At 62.5% G+C, this 23,420-nt stretch carries 17 protein-coding genes and 1 tRNA gene; 7 read left to right on the top strand and 11 right to left on the bottom strand.

Annotated elements, in window-relative coordinates; translation table 11 throughout:
* Positions 1 to 4: 4 nt before the first annotated feature.
* Entirely contained in the window at positions 5 to 889 is an 885-nt protein-coding gene (locus N008_RS15360) for an alpha/beta fold hydrolase (protein WP_081910840.1), read from the top strand.
* A 12-nt stretch (positions 890 to 901) separates the two neighbouring features.
* Here the strand turns inward: N008_RS15360 and N008_RS15365 are convergent, their stop codons facing one another.
* The 3 genes from N008_RS15365 to N008_RS15375 form a co-directional block, all read right to left on the bottom strand.
* Positions 902 to 3,151 carry a gliding motility-associated C-terminal domain-containing protein gene (locus N008_RS15365; RefSeq protein ID WP_156109342.1) on the bottom strand — a complete coding sequence of 750 codons (2,250 nt, stop codon included), beginning with the start codon at positions 3,149 to 3,151 and terminating at the stop codon, positions 902 to 904.
* A 232-nt stretch (positions 3,152 to 3,383) separates the two neighbouring features.
* Positions 3,384 to 4,412 (bottom strand): J domain-containing protein, encoded by a 1,029-nt coding sequence (locus N008_RS15370; protein WP_044017274.1) that lies wholly within the window; start codon positions 4,410 to 4,412, stop codon positions 3,384 to 3,386.
* 213 nt (positions 4,413 to 4,625) lie between these two features.
* Positions 4,626 to 5,531 carry a histone deacetylase gene (locus N008_RS15375; protein ID WP_044017276.1) on the bottom strand — a complete coding sequence of 302 codons (906 nt, stop codon included), beginning with the start codon at positions 5,529 to 5,531 and terminating at the stop codon, positions 4,626 to 4,628.
* 801 nt (positions 5,532 to 6,332) lie between these two features.
* Between N008_RS15375 and N008_RS15380 the strand changes: the two genes are divergently transcribed.
* A complete protein-coding gene (locus N008_RS15380) occupies positions 6,333 to 7,859 on the top strand; it encodes a TROVE domain-containing protein (protein WP_044017278.1) in 1,527 nt (508 codons plus the stop codon).
* Between the two features lie 1,067 nt (positions 7,860 to 8,926).
* Positions 8,927 to 10,327, top strand: a complete 1,401-nt coding sequence (locus N008_RS15385) for an RtcB family protein (RefSeq protein WP_044017280.1) — start codon at positions 8,927 to 8,929, stop codon at positions 10,325 to 10,327.
* A gap of 818 nt (positions 10,328 to 11,145) precedes the next feature.
* On the opposite strand, the gene N008_RS22725 is transcribed toward N008_RS15385, so the two are convergent.
* The gene (locus N008_RS22725) at positions 11,146 to 11,361 is read right to left on the bottom strand and encodes a PID-CTERM protein-sorting domain-containing protein (RefSeq protein WP_081910841.1); all 216 of its coding nucleotides are present in this window, start codon (positions 11,359 to 11,361) and stop codon (positions 11,146 to 11,148) included.
* A gap of 92 nt (positions 11,362 to 11,453) precedes the next feature.
* A complete protein-coding gene (locus N008_RS21760) occupies positions 11,454 to 15,827 on the bottom strand; it encodes a DUF4394 domain-containing protein (protein WP_052381609.1) in 4,374 nt (1,457 codons plus the stop codon).
* A 493-nt stretch (positions 15,828 to 16,320) separates the two neighbouring features.
* Between N008_RS21760 and N008_RS15395 the strand changes: the two genes are divergently transcribed.
* Entirely contained in the window at positions 16,321 to 16,743 is a 423-nt protein-coding gene (locus tag N008_RS15395) for an OsmC family peroxiredoxin (protein WP_044017282.1), read from the top strand.
* A gap of 12 nt (positions 16,744 to 16,755) precedes the next feature.
* Here the strand turns inward: N008_RS15395 and N008_RS15400 are convergent, their stop codons facing one another.
* Together N008_RS15400 and N008_RS15405 are read right to left on the bottom strand one after the other, a co-directional pair.
* Positions 16,756 to 17,298, bottom strand: a complete 543-nt coding sequence (locus N008_RS15400; protein WP_044017286.1) for an MOSC domain-containing protein — start codon at positions 17,296 to 17,298, stop codon at positions 16,756 to 16,758.
* A 110-nt stretch (positions 17,299 to 17,408) separates the two neighbouring features.
* Entirely contained in the window at positions 17,409 to 18,116 is a 708-nt protein-coding gene (locus tag N008_RS15405) for a VIT1/CCC1 transporter family protein (protein ID WP_044017288.1), read from the bottom strand.
* Between the two features lie 118 nt (positions 18,117 to 18,234).
* Between N008_RS15405 and N008_RS15410 the strand changes: the two genes are divergently transcribed.
* A complete protein-coding gene (locus tag N008_RS15410) occupies positions 18,235 to 18,912 on the top strand; it encodes a Dps family protein (RefSeq protein ID WP_231569724.1) in 678 nt (225 codons plus the stop codon).
* Between the two features lie 68 nt (positions 18,913 to 18,980).
* Here the strand turns inward: N008_RS15410 and N008_RS15415 are convergent, their stop codons facing one another.
* Complete coding sequence (locus N008_RS15415) at positions 18,981 to 19,457, bottom strand: low affinity iron permease family protein (RefSeq protein ID WP_071884552.1); 477 nt, start codon at positions 19,455 to 19,457, stop codon at positions 18,981 to 18,983.
* A gap of 281 nt (positions 19,458 to 19,738) precedes the next feature.
* Here N008_RS15415 and N008_RS15420 point away from each other — a divergent pair.
* Positions 19,739 to 19,820: transfer RNA gene (locus tag N008_RS15420), tRNA-Leu, on the top strand.
* A gap of 75 nt (positions 19,821 to 19,895) precedes the next feature.
* On the opposite strand, the gene N008_RS15425 is transcribed toward N008_RS15420, so the two are convergent.
* Positions 19,896 to 21,479, bottom strand: a complete 1,584-nt coding sequence (locus N008_RS15425; protein ID WP_044017290.1) for an NFACT RNA binding domain-containing protein — start codon at positions 21,477 to 21,479, stop codon at positions 19,896 to 19,898.
* Positions 21,480 to 21,644: 165 nt separating this feature from the next.
* On the opposite strand from N008_RS15425, the gene N008_RS15430 reads away from it, so the two are divergent.
* On the top strand, positions 21,645 to 22,121 hold the full coding sequence (locus N008_RS15430) for a hypothetical protein (RefSeq protein WP_044017292.1): 477 nt from the start codon (positions 21,645 to 21,647) through the stop codon (positions 22,119 to 22,121).
* A 7-nt stretch (positions 22,122 to 22,128) separates the two neighbouring features.
* Here N008_RS15430 and N008_RS15435 read toward each other — a convergent pair whose 3' ends face one another.
* Both N008_RS15435 and N008_RS15440 read right to left on the bottom strand, forming a co-directional pair.
* The gene (locus N008_RS15435) at positions 22,129 to 22,899 is read right to left on the bottom strand and encodes an MBL fold metallo-hydrolase (protein WP_044017294.1); all 771 of its coding nucleotides are present in this window, start codon (positions 22,897 to 22,899) and stop codon (positions 22,129 to 22,131) included.
* A 93-nt stretch (positions 22,900 to 22,992) separates the two neighbouring features.
* Positions 22,993 to 23,370 carry a response regulator gene (locus N008_RS15440; RefSeq protein WP_044017296.1) on the bottom strand — a complete coding sequence of 126 codons (378 nt, stop codon included), beginning with the start codon at positions 23,368 to 23,370 and terminating at the stop codon, positions 22,993 to 22,995.
* Positions 23,371 to 23,420 lie beyond the last annotated feature (50 nt).

Below are 23,420 nucleotides of genomic sequence, written 5' to 3' on the forward strand. Positions count from 1 at the left end.
CATAATGCCTGTTTCATCTTCTGCTACGGCCGTTTCGCCGTCCCTGCCGCCCGGTATCGGGCTGATGCGTTTGAAATTCCTGCTGCTGTCGGCGCTGTCCACGGAGTGGGCGTTTCGGCAGGCGTGGCGCCTGTTCACTTCGCCTCGCCCGCTGCCTACTAAGAAGTGGGAAGCGGCGGCGCTGGCTGAGGCCCGGCAATTTTGGGTGCCCGTGGGCGGTAGCCAGGTGGCGGCCTACGAGTGGAACCCCGGCGGCATGCGCACGCTGCTGCTGGTGCACGGCTGGGAGCACCGGGCCAGCTTCTGGGGCACCATGGTGCGGCCATTGGTGGCGGCCGGCTTCCGGGTGGTGGCGCTGGATGGGCCGGCGCACGGCGCTTCGCCGGGCACGCGCACCACGCTGCCGGCCTTTGGGGCGGCGGTGCAGGCCGTGGCCGATGCGCTGGGTGAGGTGTACGGCGTGGTGGCACACTCCTTTGGTGGGGCGGCCGTGGCGGGCATTCCGGTGCGCTTCAACGAGGCCACCGGCGGGCAGCTGCCGCGGCTGGTGCTGCTGGCGGTGCCGGCCAGCACCACAGCGGTGGCCCAACGGTTTGCCGCCCTGCTGCAGTTGCGCCCGGCCGTCATGGCCCGCATCGGGCGCCACGTGCGCGAGCAGCACGGCCGCGACGCCGAGAGCTTCAGTTTGCTGCACATGGGCCACCAGCTGCCCGTCGGCCGCGCCCTGCTGCTCCACGACCACGCCGACGCCAGCATCCCGTTCTCGGAGGCCGAGGCCATTGCCGCCAGCTGGCCCGCCCTGGATTTCCGCTCCACCACCGGCCTGGGCCACAACCGCATCATGCGCGACGCGGGCGTGATAGAGCAGGTGGCGGCGTTTCTGGCGTAGGTGGCAGGCGGCCTAGCGGCTGACTTCGAGCCAGCCTTTGTAGGTGCGGCCGGTTTGCGGGTGGCGCAGCAGGTAGTAGTAGGTGCCGGGCGCGGCGTTCTGGCCCCAGTCGTTTTGGTAGGAGCCAGTGGAATAGATGCTGCGTCCCCAGCGGGAATAGATGGTGAGGGCCCAGCCGCTGCCCTGCAGGCCCCGAATGACGAACCGCTCGTTCTGCGTGTCGCCGTTGGGGGTGATGATGTTGGGGATGGTAAGGCAGGCTTCGGTGCCGACGCGGCGCGTGGCGGTCTGGGTGCCACAGGTGCCGGAGATGGTAAGCGAGTAGGTACCGGCTTCGCGCACCAGCAGCGCGGGGGCGGTAGAGCCATCGGACCAGCGGTAGCTCAGGCCGGGGGCCGTGGTGGCGGGGGCCAGCAGCCGTAGCGTGGCGCCTTCGCAGAGGGTGGTGTCGGGGCCGAGCGTGAAGGTCCGAACGGGTTCGGCGGCGCGCACGCGCAGGGTAGCTACGCGGCTGCAGCCACTGGCAAAAAAGGCGGTGAGCGAGTAAGTGCCGGGCTGCTGGGCGCTGATGGTGGGCGTGGTGGCGCCGGTGCTCCAGAGGTAGCGGGTGGCGTTGGGCGCGGCGGCGCTCAGGGTGAGAGGGCGGCCGGGGCAGAGCAGCGAGTCGCCGAGGATGGCCGCTGTGGGCGCAAAATCCCGCACCGTGTAGCGGGCCGTGCTGCTGAAACCGCCGCCGAAGCTGGCCGTGACGGTGTAGGTGCCGGGCTGGGTGGCGGTGATGGTGGCGGTAGTGGCCCCGGTATTCCAGGCGTAGCTGGCCGCGGCCGGCGTGGCGGCGGCCGTGAGCAGCACCTGTCCGCCATTGCACAGCAGCGAGTCGCCGAGGATGCGCACGGTGGGCGCTCCGCTGAGCCGCACGAGCCAGAAGTCGCTAGTGCCATAAGGGCCGGCCAGGGGTTGGGTTTTGTCGCCGGAGCTATCAGAATAAGACGTGCCGCCGAGGAGGAAGCCGCCATCCGTGGTCTGGCGCAGGCTGTTGAGCGCGTCGCCGTTGTTGCCGCCGTAGGCCAGGTCCCAGCGTTTGGTGCCGTTGGCCTCCAGCTGCACCAGCCAATAGTCGCCGTTGGGACTACGGTTGGGCTGGGTCCGGTCGCCGGAAACTCCGGAGGCAGAAACCCCGCCCAGGGCGTAGCCACCGTCGGCAGTCTGGCACAGGCTGCGCAGGTCGTCGGCGTCGATGCCACCCAGCGTCCGGTTCCATTGCGGCGCACCGGCGGCGCTGAGCTTCACCACCCAGTAGTCGTGCTGGCCGCGGCTGGGCTCCGACTTCTCCCCGGAAACCCCGGAAAAGGACAGGCCGCCCACCAGGTAGCCGCCATCGGTGGTTTGCTGCAGGCTACGGAGCTTGTCGTCGTCGGTGCCGCCGAGGGTCCGGTCCCAGAGCTTACGGCCGCCGGCATCGAGCTTCACCACCCAGAAATCGGCGGAGCGAAACGGCACGGTGGGGCCGCGGTTGGGTTCCGATTTGTCGCCGGTCGCGCCCGATTCAGAAAATCCCCCGACGATGTAGCCCCCATCCGTGGTTTGCTGCAGGCAGGTCAGCTGCTCGTTTTCCTGGCCGCCCAGCACCTGGTCCCATTGCTTGACGCCGTTGGCATCGAGTTTCAGGAGCCAATAATCGGCGGTAGGGTAGGCGCCGGGCAGGCCCCGGTTGGGCTGGGTTTTGTCGCCGCTGATGCCGGAAGAGGAGGCGCCGCCCAGGATGTAGCCGCCGTCGGCGGTCTGCTGCAGGGCGCTGAAGTAGTCGAGGCTATTGCCGCCGAAGGTGTAGTCCCACTGTTTGGTGCCGTTGGCCGTGAGCTTGACGATCCAATAGTCGCTGGACTGGGTGGGACCCTGGTTGGGCTGGGTTTTGTCGCCGGAGGCCACGGACAGCGACCAGCCGCCGAGGATGTAGCCGCCGTCGGTGGTTTGCTCCAGGGCCAACAGCTCGTCGGTGCTGGAACCGCCGAAGGTGTAGTCCCACTGCCGGGTGCCGTTGGCATCGAGCTTCACCACCCAGTAGTCGGCGAGGCCCCGGCTGGGCTGGGTTTTGTCGCCGCCGCTGCCGGAGGTGGAGAGGCCGCCCATAATGTAGCCGCCGTCGGCGGTCTGGCGCACTACGGCCAGATCTTCGAAGGCCGTGCCGCCCAAGGTAAGGTCCCAGAGCTTGGTGGGAGTCTGGGCCTGGCTGGCCACCGTGGAAAAAAGGAAACCGAGCAATAGCAGTGCCCGCAGCCCGGGCAGATAAGGCAGTGACACCAGCGTAGTCTTGAGGAATGTGGTAGCGGGCCGGAAAGCAGCCGCCAAAAATGCAGCAGGCGGTGCCAGGTTGTCGCAAAAAACCTGATTGGGCACGGAAAAAAAGGACTCCTGCCTCGTTCGGGCCCGACTGCCCGGCGACACCCGTACGACAACGACTCAACAAAGAAGCTGCATAACGGGCGTGCTACGTTCACACCGTGTCGTGGCCGGCGGCAGCCAGCTCGCGCAGTACGTCGCGCAGGCCTTCCGGTTCCCTGATCAGCTGGCCGATGTGGTGCAGGTAGTCGGTTTCGGCGCGCAGCTGGCGCTTGAGCTGGCGGATTTCCTGTTCGCGCTTCTTGCCGGTGCTGTCCATGAAGCCATTGTCGCCGAATTTCAACTCGTTGAGCTGCTGCTTGAGCTCCAGCTGCTGCTGGTGCAGGGCCTGGGTGTAGCGCGCGAGCAGCGTGTCGTCGGTGGAGTCGGTGGGGGCGGCTTCGGAGAGCAGCTGCAGCAGCGTGTAGAGGTCGTTGGTTTCGTAGGCCTCCGTGATGCGCTGCATGAGGGCCGTTTTGATCTGCTGAGCCTCCGGGTCGCGCTGCAGGTCGGGGTGGTGGGTGCGGGCCAGCTGGCGGTAGAGGGTCTTGGTGTTGGAAAGCAGCTCCTGCTGCGCCTGGCGGGCAGCTTTTTCGGCAGCTTCCTGCGCTTTCTCGGCCTTCGATTTGCGCCGGTTGCGGGCCTGCGCCGCGGCCTGCTCGTGCGGCGGCAGACTGCTGTCTGCCGGCTCAGCGGCGGATTCTCTCGGCTCCTGGGGCTGTTGTTCATCGTCGTCGTCGGCATCGGCGGCGCGGCGGCGGGGGGCGTACTTGCGCAGGATGTCGGCGGCATCCTCGCCGAAGCGGTTCTGCAGGGCCCGGGCGTTGCCCACCAGCAGGGCCGTAATCTGTTGCTCCTCCAGGCGGCTGAAATAGCTCAGCAAAAAGGCTTCTTCCAGCGGCGCAAACAGCGCCTGCCGGGCCTCTACTACGGTTCGGGCTGCGGGGCCCACCTGCTGCCAGTAGCGCCGCAGGGCGTCTTTCTGCTCGTCCTGCAGCTCCCGCAGGCGCTGCCGCAGCCCCTCCACCTGCGCCACCGCCGCCCGAAATGCCTGCTGCGCCGGTGTGCTCACCGGCTCGCCGGAAGAGGGCACAGGCAAAGCATTAGCGGCAGGTAGGTCGGTGGCAGGGTTGTGCAGGTTCATGGTGTAAAGGTAGGTTTTGAGGTGGTGGGGTGAACGGTGATGGGGTGACAGGTGGCAGGTAAAGAAAGAACGTCATTCCGAGCGGAGCGAGGAATCTCGCGTGCTGACGTTGGAGTGGCATTGTCTACCACGCTAGCGAGATTCCTCGCTCCACTCGGAATGACGTTCTTCACTTTACCTGTCACCTCATCCTCTCATAACCCCATTCCCTCATCACAAAAAAAACACCTCATACGCTACCCGAAACGTGTTGCAGTGCGCGTCTACGATGTCGGAGAGGCGTTCGGAGTAGCCGCCGCCCATACTCACGGCCACAGGCAGGCGGTGCTGGTGGCAGAGGCGCAGCACATACTCGTCGCGCTGGCGGCAGCCGGAGAGCGTGAGGGCCAGCTTGCCCAGCTTGTCGGTGGCCAGCACGTCTACGCCGGCTTGGAAAAACACGAAATCGGGCTGCACGCGTGCCAGCAGGCCGGGCAGCGTGTCGTGGAGCAGGCCCAGGTAGGTGGCGTCGTCGGTGCCCAGGTCCAGCGCTACATCCAGGTCCGACTGCTCCTTGCGCAACGGGTAGTTGGCGCCGGCGTGCATGCTGAAGGTGAACACGCGCGGCTCATCCCGGAAGATGCTGGCCGTGCCGTCGCCCTGGTGCACATCGAGGTCCACGACCAGCACCTGCCGGGCCAGGCCGTGGTGGAGCAGGTGGGCGGCGGCCACGGCAATGTCATTGAGCACGCAGAATCCTTCGCCCCGGTCGCGGAACGCGTGGTGGGTGCCGCCAGCCAGGCTCATGCCGATGCCCGTGCGCAGCGCTTCCTGCGCCGACTGCACGGTGCCGGCCACGCTGCTCAGCGAGCGGCGCACCAGCTCCGGGCTTTGCGGCAAGCCCAGGCGGCGCACTTCGGCGGCCGTCAGCTGCAGGTCGCGCACCCGGTGCCAGTAGTCGGCGGAGTGCACGCGCAGGATGTCTTCCTCGCTGGTCAGGCCGGGGTCGTAGAAGTCGGCGGCGGGCGCAATGCCCTGCCACAGCAGCTGCTCCCGAATCAGCTCGTACTTGGCAATCGGGAAGCGGTGGCCATCAGGCAGGCTGATGCTGTATCGTTCGGAGGTGGCGAGGCGCGGCATATGCTGCGCAAGTACGTAACCCAGGGACGGAGGATGGGGCAGGCGGTTGTTTGCCAGGATTTCGGAACGTACGTAGAGACGCGTACTCGCGTCTCGTCGTTGGTGATGTTGTTTACATGACGCGGCTCCAATCGTGCGGTGCCATTCGTTCAATGACGAAACGCAAATATGCCTCTCCACGGGATGCGAAAAATCACAACATTTATTAATGGTCTGCCGATAAATAGGAAAGGATAGAGTCACGAGTTGAAAAAAATAATTAAAATATTTTCGAAATTAATTTGGTGGCTATAAAAAGTCCTTTCATATTTGTGACACCAAACACAACAACCCCATGCTGCGCCACATCAACTACACCTTTGAGCAAGACCGGATGAAGCCAAGTGCATCGTCCATGGTTCGGTATAGCTGAAGCAGTAGCAGATTCCCTCTGACACTTCCGCAACCCGAACCCAGAAGGTTCGGGTTGTTTGTTTTTCAACCCCTTATCCCCTTCGGCCATGCACCAGCCAGCTGCTTACGTTGCGCTATCCTTCCCGAGTAAACGGCAAAATCGCCGCGAGTGGGATATGTGCGGCCGGGACTTTTTATCGAAAGATTCACGCGGATAACTTCCGTCTGATGCCTTCGTGAAGAAGCCCGGCTCTCCCCAGAAGCCGGGCTTTTTTCATGCTAATTTTTCAATCGAATAAATTAATTTTTATTCGAAACAGGAAAAGTATGTCTGAATTATAGAGCGCAAAAGCCCGGCTTATTTCTCAATTAAATGCGTGTCGTTTTCATCTTTTTACCGCCATTTTTATGCGTTTTAATTTACCCTTCCGCAAAGCCCGGCCCGATACCGTAAACCACGCCGGGGCCGCCGCTTTCACTTTGTCGCCTGCGCTGGAGCTGTACGCCGCCGTGGCCACCACGGCCCTCACCGACCAGTTCTACGAAACAGCCGATACGCGGCTGACGCGGCTCCGGGAGCTGGTGGCGCGGTGCGAGCCCCGCTTTGTGGCCCAGCTGGCGGTGTATGCCCGGGAGCGGATGCACCTGCGCTCCGTGCCGTTGGTGCTGGCCGTGGAGCTGGCCCGCCGCCACCGCGGCGACAGCCTCGTGAGCTGCCTGGTGGCCCGCATCGTGCAGCGCCCCGACGAAATCACGGAGCTGCTGGCCTTCTATACGCAGGCCAACCAGCGCACCGGCCGCAAAACCCTCAACCGCCTCTCCAAGCAGGTGCAGAAAGGCCTGGCCCAGAGCTTCAACCGCTTCGACGGCTACCAGCTGGCCAAGTACGACCGGGCCGGCGCCGTCCGCCTCCGTGACGCGCTGTTTCTGGTGCACCCTGCCGCCAAAAACGCCGAGCAGCAAGCCCTGTTCAACCAGTTGGTGGCGGGTACGCTGCCCACGCCCTACACCTGGGAAACCGAGCTGTCGGCGCTGGGGCAGGTGGCCTACGCCACGCCGGCGGAGCGCACGGTGGCCTTCCGCCAGAAATGGACCGAGCTGATTGGCAGCGGCAAGCTGGGCTACATGGCCCTGCTGCGCAACCTGCGCAACATCCTCGAAGCCGACGTGTCGGCCGAAACGATGGTGGAGGTGTGCGCCACCCTGGCCGACCGGTTTGCGGTGGCGCGCAGCAAGCAGCTGCCCTTCCGGTTTCTGGCGGCCTACCGCGAGGTGAAAGCCCTGCACGGCGGCCACGTGTCGGCGGTGCTGGCGGCGTTGGAAGACGCCATCAGCCACAGCGCCGCCAACCTGCGCGGCTTCGGCCCCGACACCCGCGTGGTAATTGCCTGCGACGTGTCGGGCTCGATGCAGCAGCCGGTGTCGCCGCGCAGCAAAGTGCTGCTCTACGACGTAGGTTTGGTGCTGGGTATGCTGCTGCAGAGCCGCTGCCAGCACGTGGTGGCCGGCATGTTCGGCAACACCTGGAAGCAACTCAGCTTGCCCCGCGGCCCGGTTTTGCGCAACGTCGACGAGTTCTACCGGCGCGAAGGCGAGGTCGGCTACAGCACCAACGGCTACCTCGTTATCGAGGACCTCAAGCGCCGCCGCGAGGTGGTAGACAAGGTGCTGGTGTTCACCGACTGCCAGCTCTGGAACACGCACTTCAATGGCACCACCATCGCCAAAGAGTGGGCTGAATACCGCCGCACGGTGGCACCCCAGGCGCGGCTGTACCTCTTCGACCTGGCCGGCCACGGCACCGCCCCCCTCGACGTGCGCGCCGAGGACGGAGTGGCCCTGATTGCCGGCTGGTCCGACAAGGTGTTCGACGTGCTGGCGGCGCTGGAAAACGGTGGCTCCGCCCTCACCGAAATCGAATCGATTGACTTCTAATACCCGCAACCCCGGGAGTGGCATTCCGCCAAGAAAAGCTGCCGCTGCTCCCGGGCCCCTGCCCGATTTTCTACAAGCCCCACGCAATAATCATGTCCAGTACATCGTAAACTCTTTGGGAAGGCGGCTGACCACTATTCGGCAGCCGTCGGCCGGAACGGCGCGGCGCCGGGGCAATTCGGCCTCGGCCCCCCGTTCCAACCCCTGAACTGCGGCCGTTGGGTGCCGTAAGCGGGCGGTACTTCGCTGGTTGAAGCAGGCTTCTTCGGAAGTGCTGCCGGGTTCGAGTCCCACGCCGCGGCTACTGCCGGGGTACAATCCGCCGGCTGACCGTTGCCCCAGCGCCGTGGTTTCAGGACGTTATGATAAGTCGGGTGCCGTGGAGAAGCGTTTCTTCGGGTCGCACGTTCGAGTCGTGTCTGCCGGCCGCATCAGGGCAGGCAGTAGCTCAGCTGGTAGAGCAGAGGTGGCATCAGCCACTGTTTCTCACCTGTTGCCCCGGGCTTATTCTATTTCTATTGCCTATTTACTTCAGCGTAACGCTGTACGGGTGCCGTAGCCGGGCCATACTTCGCGCTCTTAACGCCCAGGTCGCGGGTTCGAGTCCCGCTGGCTGCTGCTTCGGTGGCAGCTGTAGCTCAGTTGGTAGAGCAGGTTTTTGGAGGCCGGGCGCTTGTTGCCTCGTACAAATTGCCGGCTGATCGGTGCCGTAGCAGGGCCTTACTTCGATGGGGTCGGTGGGGTCGTGGGTTCGAGTCCCACCTGCCGCAAGGCAGTAGCTCAGTTGGTTAGAGCACGCATGTGGGCCCTGCACCCTGTTGCCCGATTAGCGGAAAAAAGCTGGTGCCGTAGGGCCGCCATACTTCGTCCTGTCACTACCAAGCGGCGGTTCGGCTTGTTGCCCAGCTTTTTTCATCCGGCAAATTCAATACGAAATTCTACTCAGTTATCCGCATTACCCATTATTTACAGCTCATAGTTAATTACTTGATAAGCAACGATTAGTATTTAATACTCAATACCAGCTAATCCATACTAACTACTTTCCACTCACGAATTCCTCCATCATGGCCTCACAATTACGTGGCAACGACTTGCGCCAGCTCGGGTTTCCCGAAGGCCGGGCTATTGGCCTGGCGCTGGCCCAGCTGCAGCGCAAGCACCTCAAAAAACTCTCTCAAACCGACCAGTTGGCTCTGCTCACGGCGCTGCTGGCAAACCCCACTGACTTTCTTACCGACCTCGACTGGAGCCATACGGCCGCCGCGCTGCTGCCAGCGCCCAGCCGCCATATTGCCCTCGCCGAGCGGAAAAGCTACGCCGTCTTCGGGGCCGAGCACATCGAGCAGGGTGCCATCCACCAGATGGAAACGGCCATGAAGCTGCCCGTAACCATGGCCGGCGCCCTCATGCCCGATGCCCACCACGGCTACGGCCTGCCCATCGGCGGGGTGCTGGCCACCGACAACGCCGTGATTCCCTACGCCGTGGGCGTGGACATTGGGTGCCGGATGGCGCTGTCGGTGTTTGCGCTGCCGCCCAAGTTCCTGGAGCAACGGGTGCAGGAGCTGCGCAAGCTGCTGCTGGAGCACACGCGGTTCGGCAACAAGCAGGGCTTCGTGCGCGGCCAGAAGCTCGACCACGCCGTGCTGGAGCGCCCCGAGTTCCGCGACATTAACTTCCTGCGCAACAAGCAGGGCACGGCCGCCGAGCAGATTGGCACGTCCGGCGGCGGCAACCACTTCGTGGAATGGGGGGTGGTCGATATCCTCGACCCCACCAACGAGCTGGGCGTGCCGGTGGGCCAGTACCTAGGGCTGCTCTCGCACAGCGGCTCGCGGGGCTTGGGCGCCAGCGTGGCCAACCACTACACCAAGCTGGCCAAAGACGTCTGCCAGCTGCCCGCCGAAGCCCAGCACTTAGCTTGGCTTTCCCTGGACAGCGAGGCCGGCCAGGAATACTGGGCGGCCATGAATCTGGCCGGTGACTACGCTTCGGCCTGCCACCACCAGATTCATCAGCGGCTGGCCAAGGCCTTGGGCGAGCGGCCCCTGGCGAAAGTGGAAAACCACCACAACTTCGCCTGGAAAGAGCGGCTGGCTGATGGCCGTGAAGCCATTGTGCACCGCAAGGGCGCTACGCCGGCCGGGGCCGGCGTGCTTGGCATTATTCCCGGCTCCATGACGGCTCCCGGCTTCATTGTGCGGGGGCGGGGCGAGGCAGCCTCGCTGTCGTCGGCGTCGCACGGGGCGGGGCGGGCCATGTCCCGGACCCGGGCCAAGCAGGAGCTGGGCGAAGCGGAAGTGCGGCGCTACCTGCAGCAGCACGGTATCGAGCTGATCGGCGGCGGCCTCGACGAAGCTCCGCAGGCCTACAAAGACATCCGGGCCGTGATGCAGAGCCAGACCGAGCTGGTGGATGTGCTGGGCTCATTCACGCCGCGTATCGTGCGGATGGAAGGCGGCTGATAGCCCCTTGGATTGCTGCGCAGAAAACAACGCCCAGGCCTCGGCCTGGGCGTTTGCAGTTGTTAGGAGGAAGATTGAAAAATGGTCTGACAACCCCAATGCCCGGCATGCAGAGTGTAGCATGCCGGGCATTGGGGTTTACTATTCGCGCAACTCAGGCAAGCACGCGCCGGTGGCGGGCCACGCGGTGTCTGGACTTGAATTTGCCGGCCGGATCAGTGTGGCGCTGGTCGGCGTCCATGTTCCATAGGCCAGAAGACCCGATACAGCCCGATAGGGTATTGGCCGACAGGATACCGCTGGCAAGCAACAGCACTGCTATGGCAGTAGTAGGCAAAGATGAGGTGAGCACATGGCGTTCCATACGAATGGGGATTCGTGGTGAGAAAGAAACTCAATGGAACCTGGGCTAGGTGTAATGCGCAGGAGTTAGCGTGGAGCGGAGCGGCGGCTGCACTAATAGTGCAGCTAATATTTATAGCAAAATGATATGCAAAGATATATACGGAGAAGACCCGAATGTTGGATTCTAGTTGGAATAAAATATTTCTGATGTTGTTTTTAAGTATTCTGATAACCAATTGGATGAGTCTGTAAAAAGGGAGAAATATTTTTGATTTTTGTAATGTGTTACCGCAGATTCGGATCAGGCACATACCTTGGTGGTAGCTGGTGCAGCTACGCTACTATACCGTGCTTCTAGGCTCATGAAGGTGTCGGATAGCATTGCAGCCACCTAGCAATATGCTTGGAAACGTAATGCAAAAAGCCCGCTCCACGAGGTGGAGCGGGCTTTTTGCGTATTCGAGGCGAAGGGTTTATCGTTTGCGATGGTCGCACAGTTTTTTGAGGCCGAAGCCTACGCCCGCTGCCAGCAGCAGGGAGGCGCCGCCATCAATAGGGACGGCAGTAGGGGTTGGGGTGGGGCCACCCGAACCGGGGCCCTGGGCCTGTACTAGGTTAAGGCCACCAGACACCAAAACAATGCCAGCCGTAGCTAGCACGAAACGAAGAGAAGAGGAAATGATTTTCATACGAAGAGGGCTAGCAAAATAGGGAAGACAAGTTGCGCTACACTGTGGCCCGGCTGCCCGCAAGAGCTGAGCAGCCAGGCCAGGTGTGCAGTCTATTCTACAATCAGGCGCTTGTTGATGGTGCCTTGGGCAGTCTGCAGACGCAGCGTGTACACCCCGGCAGCTACGCCCGACAGCGAAACCTGACGAGCATCGGTAGAGCCAGCGGGCAGCGTGAGGCTGCGTACGGCCTGGCCAAGCGAGTTGACCAACTGCACATCGGTGGCCTGGCGGGCCAGCGAGGCTGGCAGGCTAACCGATACCGTACCGCGAGCTGGGTTCGGGAACACTGCCACCTGCTGGCTCAAAGACGCTGGCGCGTTGGCCAACACGCGCTGCTGGGTGAGCAGCAGCGAGAACCGGCCAGTAGCAGCGGCGCCGGCATTCAGCGAGAAGCTGTATTCCGACTGGCTGGTGAGGTCAGTGAGAGTGCCGGTCTGCGCATCGCGAAGGTAGGCATAGGTGCCAGCCGGCAGGCGCAGCAGCTCTGTGGCGCGCAACGTGTAGCTGCCAGCAGCAGCTTGCACCCGGAGTGGCACCTGCACATCGCGCTGGGTTAGTTGCGGCAGGGCATTCACGGCGAGCAGTGTGCCCGACGCAGCCTCGCTGGCCAGCAGGAGCGGCGCACCGCCCTGCAGCTTATAAGCATCCATTTGCGAATCGAACCCAGCAGTGGCTGTGCCCTCGAAGTACACTACGGCTTCATCGGCGGCACCGGCGGCACTACGCAGGTCCAGTCGCACGAGTGGGGCGTCGGCTATGCCACGCTGGAACACGGGGTTTTCGTAGGTGGTGTAGCGGGCTGTGTTGTTAAACGTGAGCGAGGCATCTGAAGTGCCAGGGAAACTGGCTCGTACAAAGAAGCCTTGGCCCGAAGCAATGCGCCGCTCGCCACCGTTGGTGCCCGCACCGTTTACGGTGTAAGTGGAGTAGGTGCCAGCATACTGGCCCGTAGAACGATACACGTATACCGTAGCGTCCACGTTGTTGCGCACTACCAGTTCCCAATCAATGGGCGACGGGTAGGGGTTGCCACGCAGGTGGTAGCCTGATTCAGGCTGCGTGCCGCGGGTCAGGCCGCCGGCAGTATACGTACCGTTGTTGAGCGTACCCACGAAATCCACGGTCTGTGCGGCCGGGATGTTAACCGTGTAGCCGCGCCCTACGGCCAGCGCATCGCCAGTGCCGTTTGGCGAGAAGAAGCCGCGGTCAAAATCCTGAGGGGCAGGGTTGCCGCTGGTTGTTACGCGGGTTTCGTCATAACCGAACACCGTAGGGAAGGGCGTAACGGCGCTTGGTACAGCAGCGGTGTTGTAGGCGGGGTTCACCACCGGCGAGAAGCCGCTGGTGCCCAGATCGGCTACCGTGGAGCCCGTCACAGGCGCTGAGTAGTGGCGGTAGCCGCTGCCGCCGTTGCGGGTAGCATCAATGTAACGCTGCACCGTGGCCGTGCCACTCACAACGGCCGCGCCATTGTTTACGACGTGGGCCGTGCCGGTGGCGTTGGAGAGCAGCGTCAGGTTGCCGTTGGAGGTGAGGTTACCATTCAGCAGCAGCACCCGCTGCACCAGTACTGGGGCGTTGGCTATTACGCCGGCCGGGCCGGCGGTCAGGTTATTGAAGGTTGTGCTGGAGCCGCTGATGGTTTGGGCCGTGGAGCCCGAGAAGCGGAACTCGCCGTTGCCGGTACCCAGCACTGAGCCGCCGGTGTTCGTGAAGTTGCCGTTGAGCGTGAGCTGGCTGCCATCGGCCGTGGTAAGGGTGGCGCCGTTGCCCAGCAGCAGGCTGTTGACCTGTTGCGTGGTGCTCACCACCGGGTCGTTGGCTACGTTCGGAATCGTGACGTCGTCGGTGGCAGTAGGCACCTGCATGGGGTTCCAGTTGCCGGGGTTGGTCCAGTCACTATTGATGGCGCCCGTCCAGGTGATGCCGTTGAGTACCGGTGTCAGGAAGGCAGCCAGGCCAGTAAGGTTGGAGCCGCTGCCGATGCGGCCCACCACCGTGGCGCTGCCGCTGGTCAGGTCGACCGTATACAGGTTGTCGGCGCTGCTACCTGTTGGCGTTGCTACCAGATAAGCCGTGTTGGCCGGAGTAGCTGGCGTAGTCAGGTCGGCGAAGATGTCGAAATCAGCCCCGGGCGTGATGGTCAGGCCCGTAGCGCCCTGGTCTACGTAGGTGCCGGCGTTGGCATCGGTAGAGCGCAGCAGCACGTTGCGCGTCTGGTCGTAGCCGTAGAGCGTGGTGCCGGTGGCGGTGTTGTTGTCGTTGTTAGTGTAGCCCACAGCCGACAGCGCCGGTGCGCCGTTGGGGTTGGAAAGGGTGCCGTCCGTGAGGAAGGTGCCATCGTTCGGGTTCATCCGCAGGTTGGCCTGAGTAGAAGCCGACGTGATGCGGATTCGGTCCGGAACCGGGTTGAAATCGAAACCGATGCTGGAAGCCACGGTGCCCAGCGGCATGGCCTGCAGACTGCCTACCGGCATCAGGGCCCCGGATGTCAGGTTCAGGGTGTAGAGCTGGCCCTGCTGGTTGGCAGCATCGTAGCCGAGCGCATACAGCATGCCGGTGGCAGGGCGGAAGTCGGTGCCCACCAGCACCTGCGAGCCGTTGGCGGGCAGGCCGGTGATGTTGACGGCCGTGCGGATAACACCAGGGTTACCGGAGTCAAACGACACCAAGTTGCCGCCGGCCACGCCGTACAGCAGGCGGCCGGTGAGGGCCGCCGACGCATCAGCGCCCCCAATCAGGGCAGCCACGTCGCGCACCGGAATGCCCAGCCCGATGGCGCCTACCAGCGTTGGGTTGGCCGTGCCCAGGTCCAGCGTGTAAAGGTTGCTGGTGGCCTGGCCGTTGGGGTTGGCGGTCAGGAATGCGCGGTTGGTGGAGGTGCTCTGGTCGAAGAAGATGTCGAGGTCGGCCAGGGCGTTGTTCGGGTTCAAGGTCAGCCCGGTGTTGTTGCCTACCGTGTTGAGGATGCCGGCATTCGGCGGGTTCTGGGTGGCCAGAATGCTGAGCGCCTCGTCGATATCATACAGCGTGGTGCTGGTGCTGCCCACGTAGCTGTTGGTGTAGCCCACCGTGCCGATGCGCGGCGTCTGGCCAACGTTCACGTCGGGGGGAGTAATACCATCACCGGGATTGTAGGTCAGCGGCCCGTCGGTGGCGGCCAGGGCGCCGTTGTTGGGGTTGAGGCGGTAGTTGGCCCGGTTGGTGCTCACCACCCGGATGCGGTCCACGGTGGGGTTGAAGTCGAAGCCGATGTTATCGGCCGGGCCGCCCAGCTCCAGCCGGATAGCCGCGCCAATGGGCGTGGCCACTCCGGTAGCCGGCACAATGCTGTAAAGCTGCGTGTTGGGGCCGGTTGTGGTGGCATCGTAGCCCAGGCCAATGTACTGGCCGTTGTTGGGCCGGAAGTCGGTGCCTACCAGCGTTTGCCCGGTCGTAACCCCCGTAATGGACGTGGCCGCCAGGATGTAGCCGGGCGTGTTGGAGTAGAACGATACCAGCGTGTTGTTGGTGTTGAGCGCGTACAGCAGCTGCCCGCTCGGGGCCGGAGCGGTCCGGTCGATGCCAAACGTAATATCATCCACCGCCAGCCCTGCCTGGCCAGTCATCAGTAGCGACGCGTTGCCGGTGGCCAGATCCAGGGTAAAAAATGTGGTCTGTGGAATGGAGTTGGTGAACCGGGTTACGGTTAGCAGTGCTATCTGCGTGCGGGTCGCCGGGTCGGTGTAGATGTCGAGGTCGGTCTGGTCGCCGGCCGCCAGCAGTGGCTGAGAGAGGCGCGTGATGGGTACGGGCGAGGCTAGCGTGCCGTTGTTGGGCGGATTCTGGATGTAGAGCGTCGAGCGGCTCTCGTCCACATCGTAGAGCGTAGTAGTAGCCGTACCGATAAAGCTGTTGGTATACGCTACCGAGCCTACGGCTGGCGTACCGCTGGGCATGTTCAGCACACCGTCTGTGAAAGCCAGGGCGCCGTTGTTGGGGTTGAGGCGGTAGTTGGTGCCCGTCAGGCTCGTCACCCGGATGCGGTCCACGGTGGGGTTGAAGTCGAAGCCGATGCCTTCGGTGCCGTTGCCTAGTGCCAAAGCCAGCGTGCCGCCAATGGCTGTAGCCGCGCCGGAAGTTTTGCTAATGGTGTAGAGCTGAGCCGTGCCGCTACCCGTATACCCCAGCGCAAATAGCTCGCCGGTTGCCGGCCGCGAATCCAGCCCAACGATGGTCTGGCCGGCAGCTACGCCCGTAATGGGTAGAAAGGCAGGCGTACCATTGCCCACAAAGCTCGACACTATCAGTTGGCTGGATGCCCGGTTGAGCCCATAAACTGTCTGGGCCTGTGCCGCTACGGTGCCCATCAGGCCCAGGCCCACGGTGAGGCCCAGCATACGGCGGTTGAAAGGCGTAAACGCAGAGCGTAAGGGTGTTTTCATCACAGGAAACAGGGTAAGGTTGAAAGGAAAAAATACAGCCGAATGTCCACAGCGGTAGGTTGTATTTTGCCAATACACCTTGCCAAGTAGACACAAACCTTACGGCAACGGCAAGCGGAACGGATTGGCAAAAAGGATTAAAAATTCATTAAAAATTTATGTTGTATAAGATTGTGGCTATTCAGGAACACTCGCCATTCGGTATCGTTCAGGGCTTTTCTCAAATCCGGAACCGCCAGTCAGCTAAGTAGTAGGTTGGGTCAAAACAGATTGTAAAGTGGTATTTTGCCGATATAGACCGTTGCAGATTACCGGCGGGCCCCGGCATGGGCCGGGCGGGCCGGGCTGCCCCGCGCCCTGGCTTCTCTTTTTGAAACGGACGGTCCCGAAACGGAAGCATCCGGATATATGCGCGCTTGCGTACGTCTGCTAACTTACGGGCTGGTTGGCCGGGCCCTGAAGGGCCTGGCTCGTCATATTCTCACTTCCTGTCATGTCTACTATTCAACGATCCGCGGCCGCGCAATGGCATGGCCGTGGCACCGACGGCATCGGCCAACTCAGCACGGGCAGCACCGTGTTGCAGGAAGCCCGCTACAGCTACCGCTCACGCTTCGCAGAAGGAGGAATGGGCACTAATCCGGAGGAGTTGCTGGCCGCTGCGCATGCCGGCTGCTTCGCCATGAAGCTGGCGTTCAACCTGCAGTCAGCGGGCTTCACCGCCGACCACATTCACGCCCAGTGCGCGGTAGCTTTGCACGAGGGCTGTATTGTCAGTTCGCACCTGACCGTCGATGCGGCCGTGCCCGGGCTGTCGGCCGAGCAGTTTCAGCTTCTAGTGGACGATGCCAGCCAGAACTGTCCCGTATCAAAAGTTCTGCAGGCTACTATCACCTACCAAGCCATACTGGCCTAATTTGGCGCTGGCTTACTCCGGCTTTGCGGCAGGAGCTGCCATCGGTGCCACCCGCACTGCGTCGCCTACCCGGATGAGGCCGCCCTGCACAATGCGGGCCGTGATGCCGCCGTGGCCGCGCATGGCGTTGTAGCCCCCGGGGCCCAGCTCTTCCTCCATGCGGGAGCAGGGGTGGCACTCACCCGTGATTTCCAATACAACAGTTTCTCCAATGAGCACCTGCCGGTTTTTGAGGGCCAGCAGATTCAGGCCGCTCACCACCAGGTTACGGCGCAGCCGGCCGGGGTGTACCGGCGCTTCCATGCCCAGGTAGCCGGCCACGGCCGCCAGATGCTCGTGCTGCACCAGCGTAATCTGGCGCTTGCCGCCGGCCTTGGGCCGGGCATGGTCGCCGGCCAGGTGCCGGTCAGTTTCCACGGTAGCTTCCGGCACCGAAAGCAGCGGCTCGCGCCGGGCCGGGCGCAGGCCTATCCATTCCAGGCGGCCGGTTTGGGGCAGCGTGGAAAGGAGTTTGGCAATGGTGGATTTGTCGTCGCCGAAAAAAGGAAAAGGCATGGCAGAGCGCTGGAATGGAAAGAAAAGAGGCAGCCTGGAACCGCCCCGGCTACTCCGTCTACGCACACAGCGCAGCCGCAGCCATAACAACTATGACAGGCGCGCGCAGGTCAGGCGCTGACAAGGCGGGCCACGAAGAAGGCCGCGCCGGCGGCCAGCGCCCCGATGTCCGCCATCCGTAGCGCCCCGATAACGGGCGGCTGGCCCGTCAGGCGGCTTTTCAGGTAGCCGAACAGCAGCAGACACACCAGCGTTATCACCGCCGACCAGAGCAGGCCCTCGGTGGGAGTGTCGGTGAGAAAGTAGGCGCTCAGCGGAATCAGGCCGCCCAGCGCATACGCCAGGCTGATGGTGAAGGCGCTTTTAGGAGCCTGGCGCGGGTCGGGCTGCTCTAGGCCCAGTTCGTATTTCATCATGAAGCGCACCCACTGCTCCGGGTCGGCGGTGAGTTCGTGCACGGCCAGAGCGCGGGTTTCGGGCGAGAGGCCCATTTCGGCCAGAAGCTCGTCTACTTCGGCGCGCTCCACGTGCGGCACTTCCTGCACTTCCCGGTGCTCACGCGCCAGCTCGGCGGCGTAGTGCTCCACTTCAGTGCGGCCCGCCAGGTAGCCGCCCAGGCCCATGGCAATGGAACCGGCCACAATTTCAGCCAGGCCCGCCGTAATCACCAGCTCTGACGACTGCACCGCCCCGCTCAGACCAGCGGCCAGTGCAAAAGGCACCGTCAGCCCATCAGACAGGCCGATAACGATGTCCTGTAGGATGGCCGAGCTGGTCAGGTGAGCCTCGGGGTGAGGGTGCGTGTGGGCGTGCTGCATTGGGAGGAGTAAATATAGAATGTAAGCTAACCCAAATTTGATTTCAAGCGTATGGATGCACGTTGCCGGCCTTCGGGCAGCGACATTCTTCTGACCTTACTTCGCTTCCTTTTTTCCCATGGCCAAAGCTCCCGCCAAGAAAACTGCCGCCCCTGCTGCGCCAGCTACTTCCAAGGCTTCGTCTGCCCGCAAAGCCGGCGTTTCTTCCGCTTCAGAACAAGCTGCTCCCAGCGTGCAGCCCATCCTCAACCAGCAGTTCCACGCCCCGGCGCCGCTGCAGAAATACGGCACTGTATCCCAGCGCCTGCCCATCGGCCTCGACGAGAAAACCCGTCAGCAGAGCGTGACCAACCTCAACCAGCTGCTGGCCGACACCATCACGCTACGCGACCTGTACAAAAAGCACCATTGGCAGGTGGTAGGCCCTACCTTCTACCAACTGCACCTGCTCTACGACAAGCATTATGAAGAGCAAAGCACGCTGGTAGACACCATTGCCGAGCGCATCCAGATTCTGGGTGGCGTGGCTGTGGCCATGGCCCACGACGTAGCCGAGCTGACCAGCATTCCGCGCCCTCCCCGCGACCGGGAAGAGGCTCCTATTCAGGTAGGCCGCCTGCTGGAAGCCCACCAGATCATCCTCAAGAACTGCCACAAGTTTGCCAAAGAAGCCGACGACGCCGGCGACGACGGCACCAACGACCTGGCCGTGAGCGACGTAATGCGCCTCAACGAGCTGCAGGTGTGGTTCGTGTCGGAGCACGTGGTGGACACGCCACTGGCCCGCGCCGAGTAAGCGCCTGCCTGCTAAAGGCACCACGAAAAGCCGGTCTGTTTCCTGAAGCGGACCGGCTTTTTTGTGCCCTAGCGGGGCTGGTGGCCGGCCTGCAGCTTGGTTTCGTGGTTTTCCTCGGCTTCCTCCACGCTGTGCGTGCGGCCCAGATTGTGTTCCTGTCGGGCCATTTCGGCCAGCTTGGTGAAGTAGCGGTGGAGCAAATGAATTTCCTCTTCCGAGAAATCCTGGGCATTGATGAGTCGGTTGCTGGCGCCTTTGTGAGCGGCAATAAGCTCATTAAGCTTGAGGTGCAGCACCAGCGAATCCTTGTTCTGCGCCCGCTGAATCAGGAACACCATCAGAAAGGTGACGATGGTGGTGCTGGTGTTGATGACCAGCTGCCAGGTTTCGGAATACTGGAAAACAGGGCCAGTGAGGGCCCAGACGACCACCGTGCCCAGCGCTAGGCAGAAGGCCAGCGTCGTGCCCGACCACGCCGTAACCCGGCCCGCAAACCGGGCGAAAAAGTTGCCGTGCGAGGAGCCGGCAGGCAGTAAGTCGTGCATAGGTATCATTCAATGGGAGGTGAAACGCCTGTCCAGCATGCCAGCGCAGCTGATTTTCGGCAAAATGAGGGCAGTAGTATGAAATTTTAATGAGTCGGCTTTTCGCTGATTCTGAGTGCACAACGGGAAGCAGTAGGGCGTAGGCATGGCATAATCAGCAAAAAATACGGGAGTGGGCTTGCGCCACCCGGTCAGAGTCCCTACTTTTGCTCTCGCTTTACCACCTCAGTAAGGCCTCAGGCTTTGGCTTGAGCAAGTTTGAAAGGAGTGCTTGCCAATCTGCGCACGTGGTGAAACTGGTAGACACGCCATCTTGAGGGGGTGGTGCCTTCGGGTGTGGGAGTTCGAATCTCCCCGCGCGCACTCCAATAAAAAGCCGCTTCAGCTTAGCTGACGCGGCTTTTTTGTGTCCGTTTGCGGCTCCCTTAGGCAGAGGGCTTACCCGCCGTTGCGCTCGAACGGGTTGAGCGGCACTACCAGCACCACCTTTTCGCGCTCTACCAGCACTTGGCCCGGCAGAGCGCCTTTGGGCTTGCGCACGAATTTTTTGGGCGTCACCGTCACCGGGCAGAGCGAGTCGTTCTGGCGGCGCGAGTACCACGCGGCCAGCTGGGCGGCGCGCTCTACCACGGGCTCCGGCACCGGCAGGCCCGCCCGGTGCCGGATAACAACGTGCGAGCCGCTTACATCCTTGGCATGCAGCCATAGGTCGTCTTTGTGGGCGTAACGCTGCGTAAGCAAATCGTTGTTCTGGGCGTTGCGGCCCACCAGAATCGTGAATCCGGAGTCCTCGAACACTTTGAAGGGCAGCTCGGTGGCGGCTTTGGCTTTGGTTTCGGGCTCCAGCTGGTGCTGCTTGCGCCAGGCGCGCAGGGTTTTCAGATCGGGTGGGAGCAGGGGCAGTTCTTCCAGGCGCTCCAGGCACCAGAAGGCTTCGGCTTCGCGGCGCTCTGCCCGCTCCGAAAGCTGGCGGGTTTCCAGCTGCTGGTTTTTGGCTTTGCGGTACAGGTTCTGGGCCGTGCGCTGGGGCGTCTCGCTGGGCTTGAGCTTGATGGTGCGGGGCTGGTTGTCTTGGTAGAAATCCACGACTTCCACGCTGCTGGCGCCGGCCGGAATCTGGCTCAGGTGCGCCATGATGAGGTCGGCCGTCTGGCGGTAGCCCACGGTGTGCTCCAGGGCGTAGAGCCGGCGGTGGGCCATGCTGGCGCTTGTGCTTGCTTCCTCGGCCCGGCGCTCCAGCGTCTGGCGCAGCTGCCGCAGCTCCAGCTCATGGGCGCGGCGGCTCAGGGCCAGTGGCACGAAGGCGCGCAGGGCCGCTATGGGGTCGGTGGCGGGCAGTTCCCGCTCTATCTCGCCGAGGGGCAGCAAGCTCAGGCGGGTGCGGCCTTCTAGCGTGGTCAGATAAAAAGCCACTGGGTTTTCGAGTTGCCGCAGCACCTGCTGCACCAGTTGCTCCTGCTGCGCTGTGGTGGCCTGATCGTAACCGTGGGCGCGCAGGTAGCGGGCGGGCAGGTCGGCCAGGGCGGGGTAACGCTTGAGTGGGTGCGGGGCCGTAGCGGCAGAGCCGGCCGGCTGGTCGGCGGCGGCTGTGAATACCGGCTGCAGGTCGGCATCGGTGGTGTAGCGCTGGTGGAACAGCTCGGCCGGGCCCTCGGGCCGGTGGCGGAACACGGCGTTGGGACGGGAGCTATACAGCTTCAGCAGCAGCGTGGCGCCACTCTCGAAGCGCAGTTGCAGCACCCGGTCGTGGGGCGCGGCCGTCACGTCGCGCAGCTGCTGGCCCAGCAGGTCGGGCAGCAGGTCTACGGAGTTGGCGCGGGCGCGGTGGAAGGTTTCGGGCAGCGCCAGCGCCGTGAAGGTGGCCGACAGCTGGGCTTTCAGCCAGAACTCGGCCGTGCCGTTGGTCAGGCCCAGTACCAGCTCATCCTTTTCCTGTGAAAAGCACGCCACCACCCGGTAGCCGGCCAGCTGCTGCGTGAGGGCGGGGGCCAGCTGGCGCAGGAAATAGTAGTTGGTGTGCATGAAAGAGCGGGCAGAAATCGGGTATCTGGAGAGTAAGCTGGATTATACGACAGCTCCCGGCGAAGATAGAAACGGCTGCGCTGCCACTGCTGCTTTGCAACCTTCGGTGTAGCTGCAGGCTCCACCAAACACGAGCAACTTTGCTCGGGCATCCAGATATAGTTTATGAAACAGTATTTACTTCTTGCCGCCCTGACTGTTAGCCTTGGAGCCTGTCAAGAGACGGATAGCAACGAAGACGCGACGCCAGTTGCTATCGAGGCGCAATTCAGCCAGGATTTCACACTTAGCTATCGGCAACAGGCTATACTGCCAACCGTAATTCAACCGGAGCTGACAATAGAGTTAGTTGATTTGCAGTATTCTATCTGCCCCAAAAACGCTCGTTGCTTCGGCGCCAATTTTGCGTTTCCGATTCTGGCCGTAACAGACGCGCAAGGCCAAACGCAGCAACTGAAAATGCCAGTAAATCACACAACTGGCTTGCGTTATGGATCTTTTGTTGACACTACCAGCGTACGGGCAAACGGCCGCCGCTACTTACTGCAATACACAGAATGGAGCGTAAAATCTGACTGTGATCAACCAGAGAAAAAAGATCTATCCGTAGCTCTGCGTATCACAAAGCAGACTGTAAATTGACTGGTCCTTACTCTACCTCCAGCCGCAGCCCATCATAGGCCAGCCGGATGAAGTCGGGCAGGGTGGCTTCTACTTCGCGGTGGCGGCCCAGCAGGTGGCTGATGTGAGTGAGGTAGGCGCGGCGCGGGGCCAGCTCCTCCAGCACGGCCACGGCCTCCGAGAGCGAAAAGTGCGAAATGTGCTTTTCCTGCCGCAGGGCGTTCAGCACAATCACGTCGGAGCCGCGCATCAAATCCAGCGAGGCCGACGACAGGTGGTTGGCGTCCGTGACGTAGGTGAAGTTGCCCACCCGAAAGCCCAGCACCGGCAGCTTGTAGTGCAGCGCCCGAATCGGCTGAAACGACACGCCCTGCACGTCGAACGGGGTGGTGTCGCTGAGGATGGGGATGGTTTGTACCTGCGGCACGCCGGGGTACTTGTGCTCCGAGAAGATGTAGGCGTACTCACGCCGCAGCTGCTCCAACACGCGCAGCTCGGCATACACCGGCATGTCCTGCTGCTGCTTGAAATTGTAGGCCCGGATGTCGTCCATGCCGGCCGTATGGTCTTTGTGCTCGTGCGTGAACACCAGCGCATCGAGGTGGTCGATCTGCTCGCGCAGCGCCTGCTGCCGGAAATCGGGGCCGGAGTCGATGACGAGGCTTTTGCCCTGCACCTGCAGGTGCACCGACACCCGCAGCCGCTTGTCGCGGTAGTCGAGGGAGCGGCACACGGCGCAGTGGCACCCAATCACGGGCACGCCCTGCGACGTGCCCGTGCCAAGGAAGGTAATCTGCATTGCTTAATGGTTGAATTGTTAAATGGTTGGTTGTTCAACAAGTCGTTAAAACAGCCAACCATCTAACCATTTAACAATTCAGCCATTCGGCATCTAGCCAACATACTGCTTCACCACGCGCACCAGGGCGTCGAAGTCCAGCGGCTTGGGCAGATAGTCGGTGACGCCGGCTTCGCGGAACTGCTCCATGGAGTAGTTGTTAGCGTTGCCGGTGATGGCAATGATCGGAATTTTGGAGATGCGCTCATCCTGGTGCGCCCGGATTTCGCGGGTGCACTCCATGCCGTCTTTCACCGGAATGTTGATGTCCATCAGAACGCAGTCAATGGGCTGGCTTTCCACCTGCTTGATGACTTCGCCACCGTTTTTGGCCGACACGATGCGGTATTGCTGGAGTTCGAGGATTTTCTTGGTCAGGTTCAGAATGACAGAGCTGTCTTCCGCAATTAGTATTGTTTTCGTGTCGCTCATGGGAGGAAGAAGAATGGAGAGTTGGTAAGACAAAGAAAAGGATCAAGCAT

Source organism: Hymenobacter sp. APR13 (assembly GCF_000737515.1).
GTDB lineage: Bacteria > Bacteroidota > Bacteroidia > Cytophagales > Hymenobacteraceae > Hymenobacter.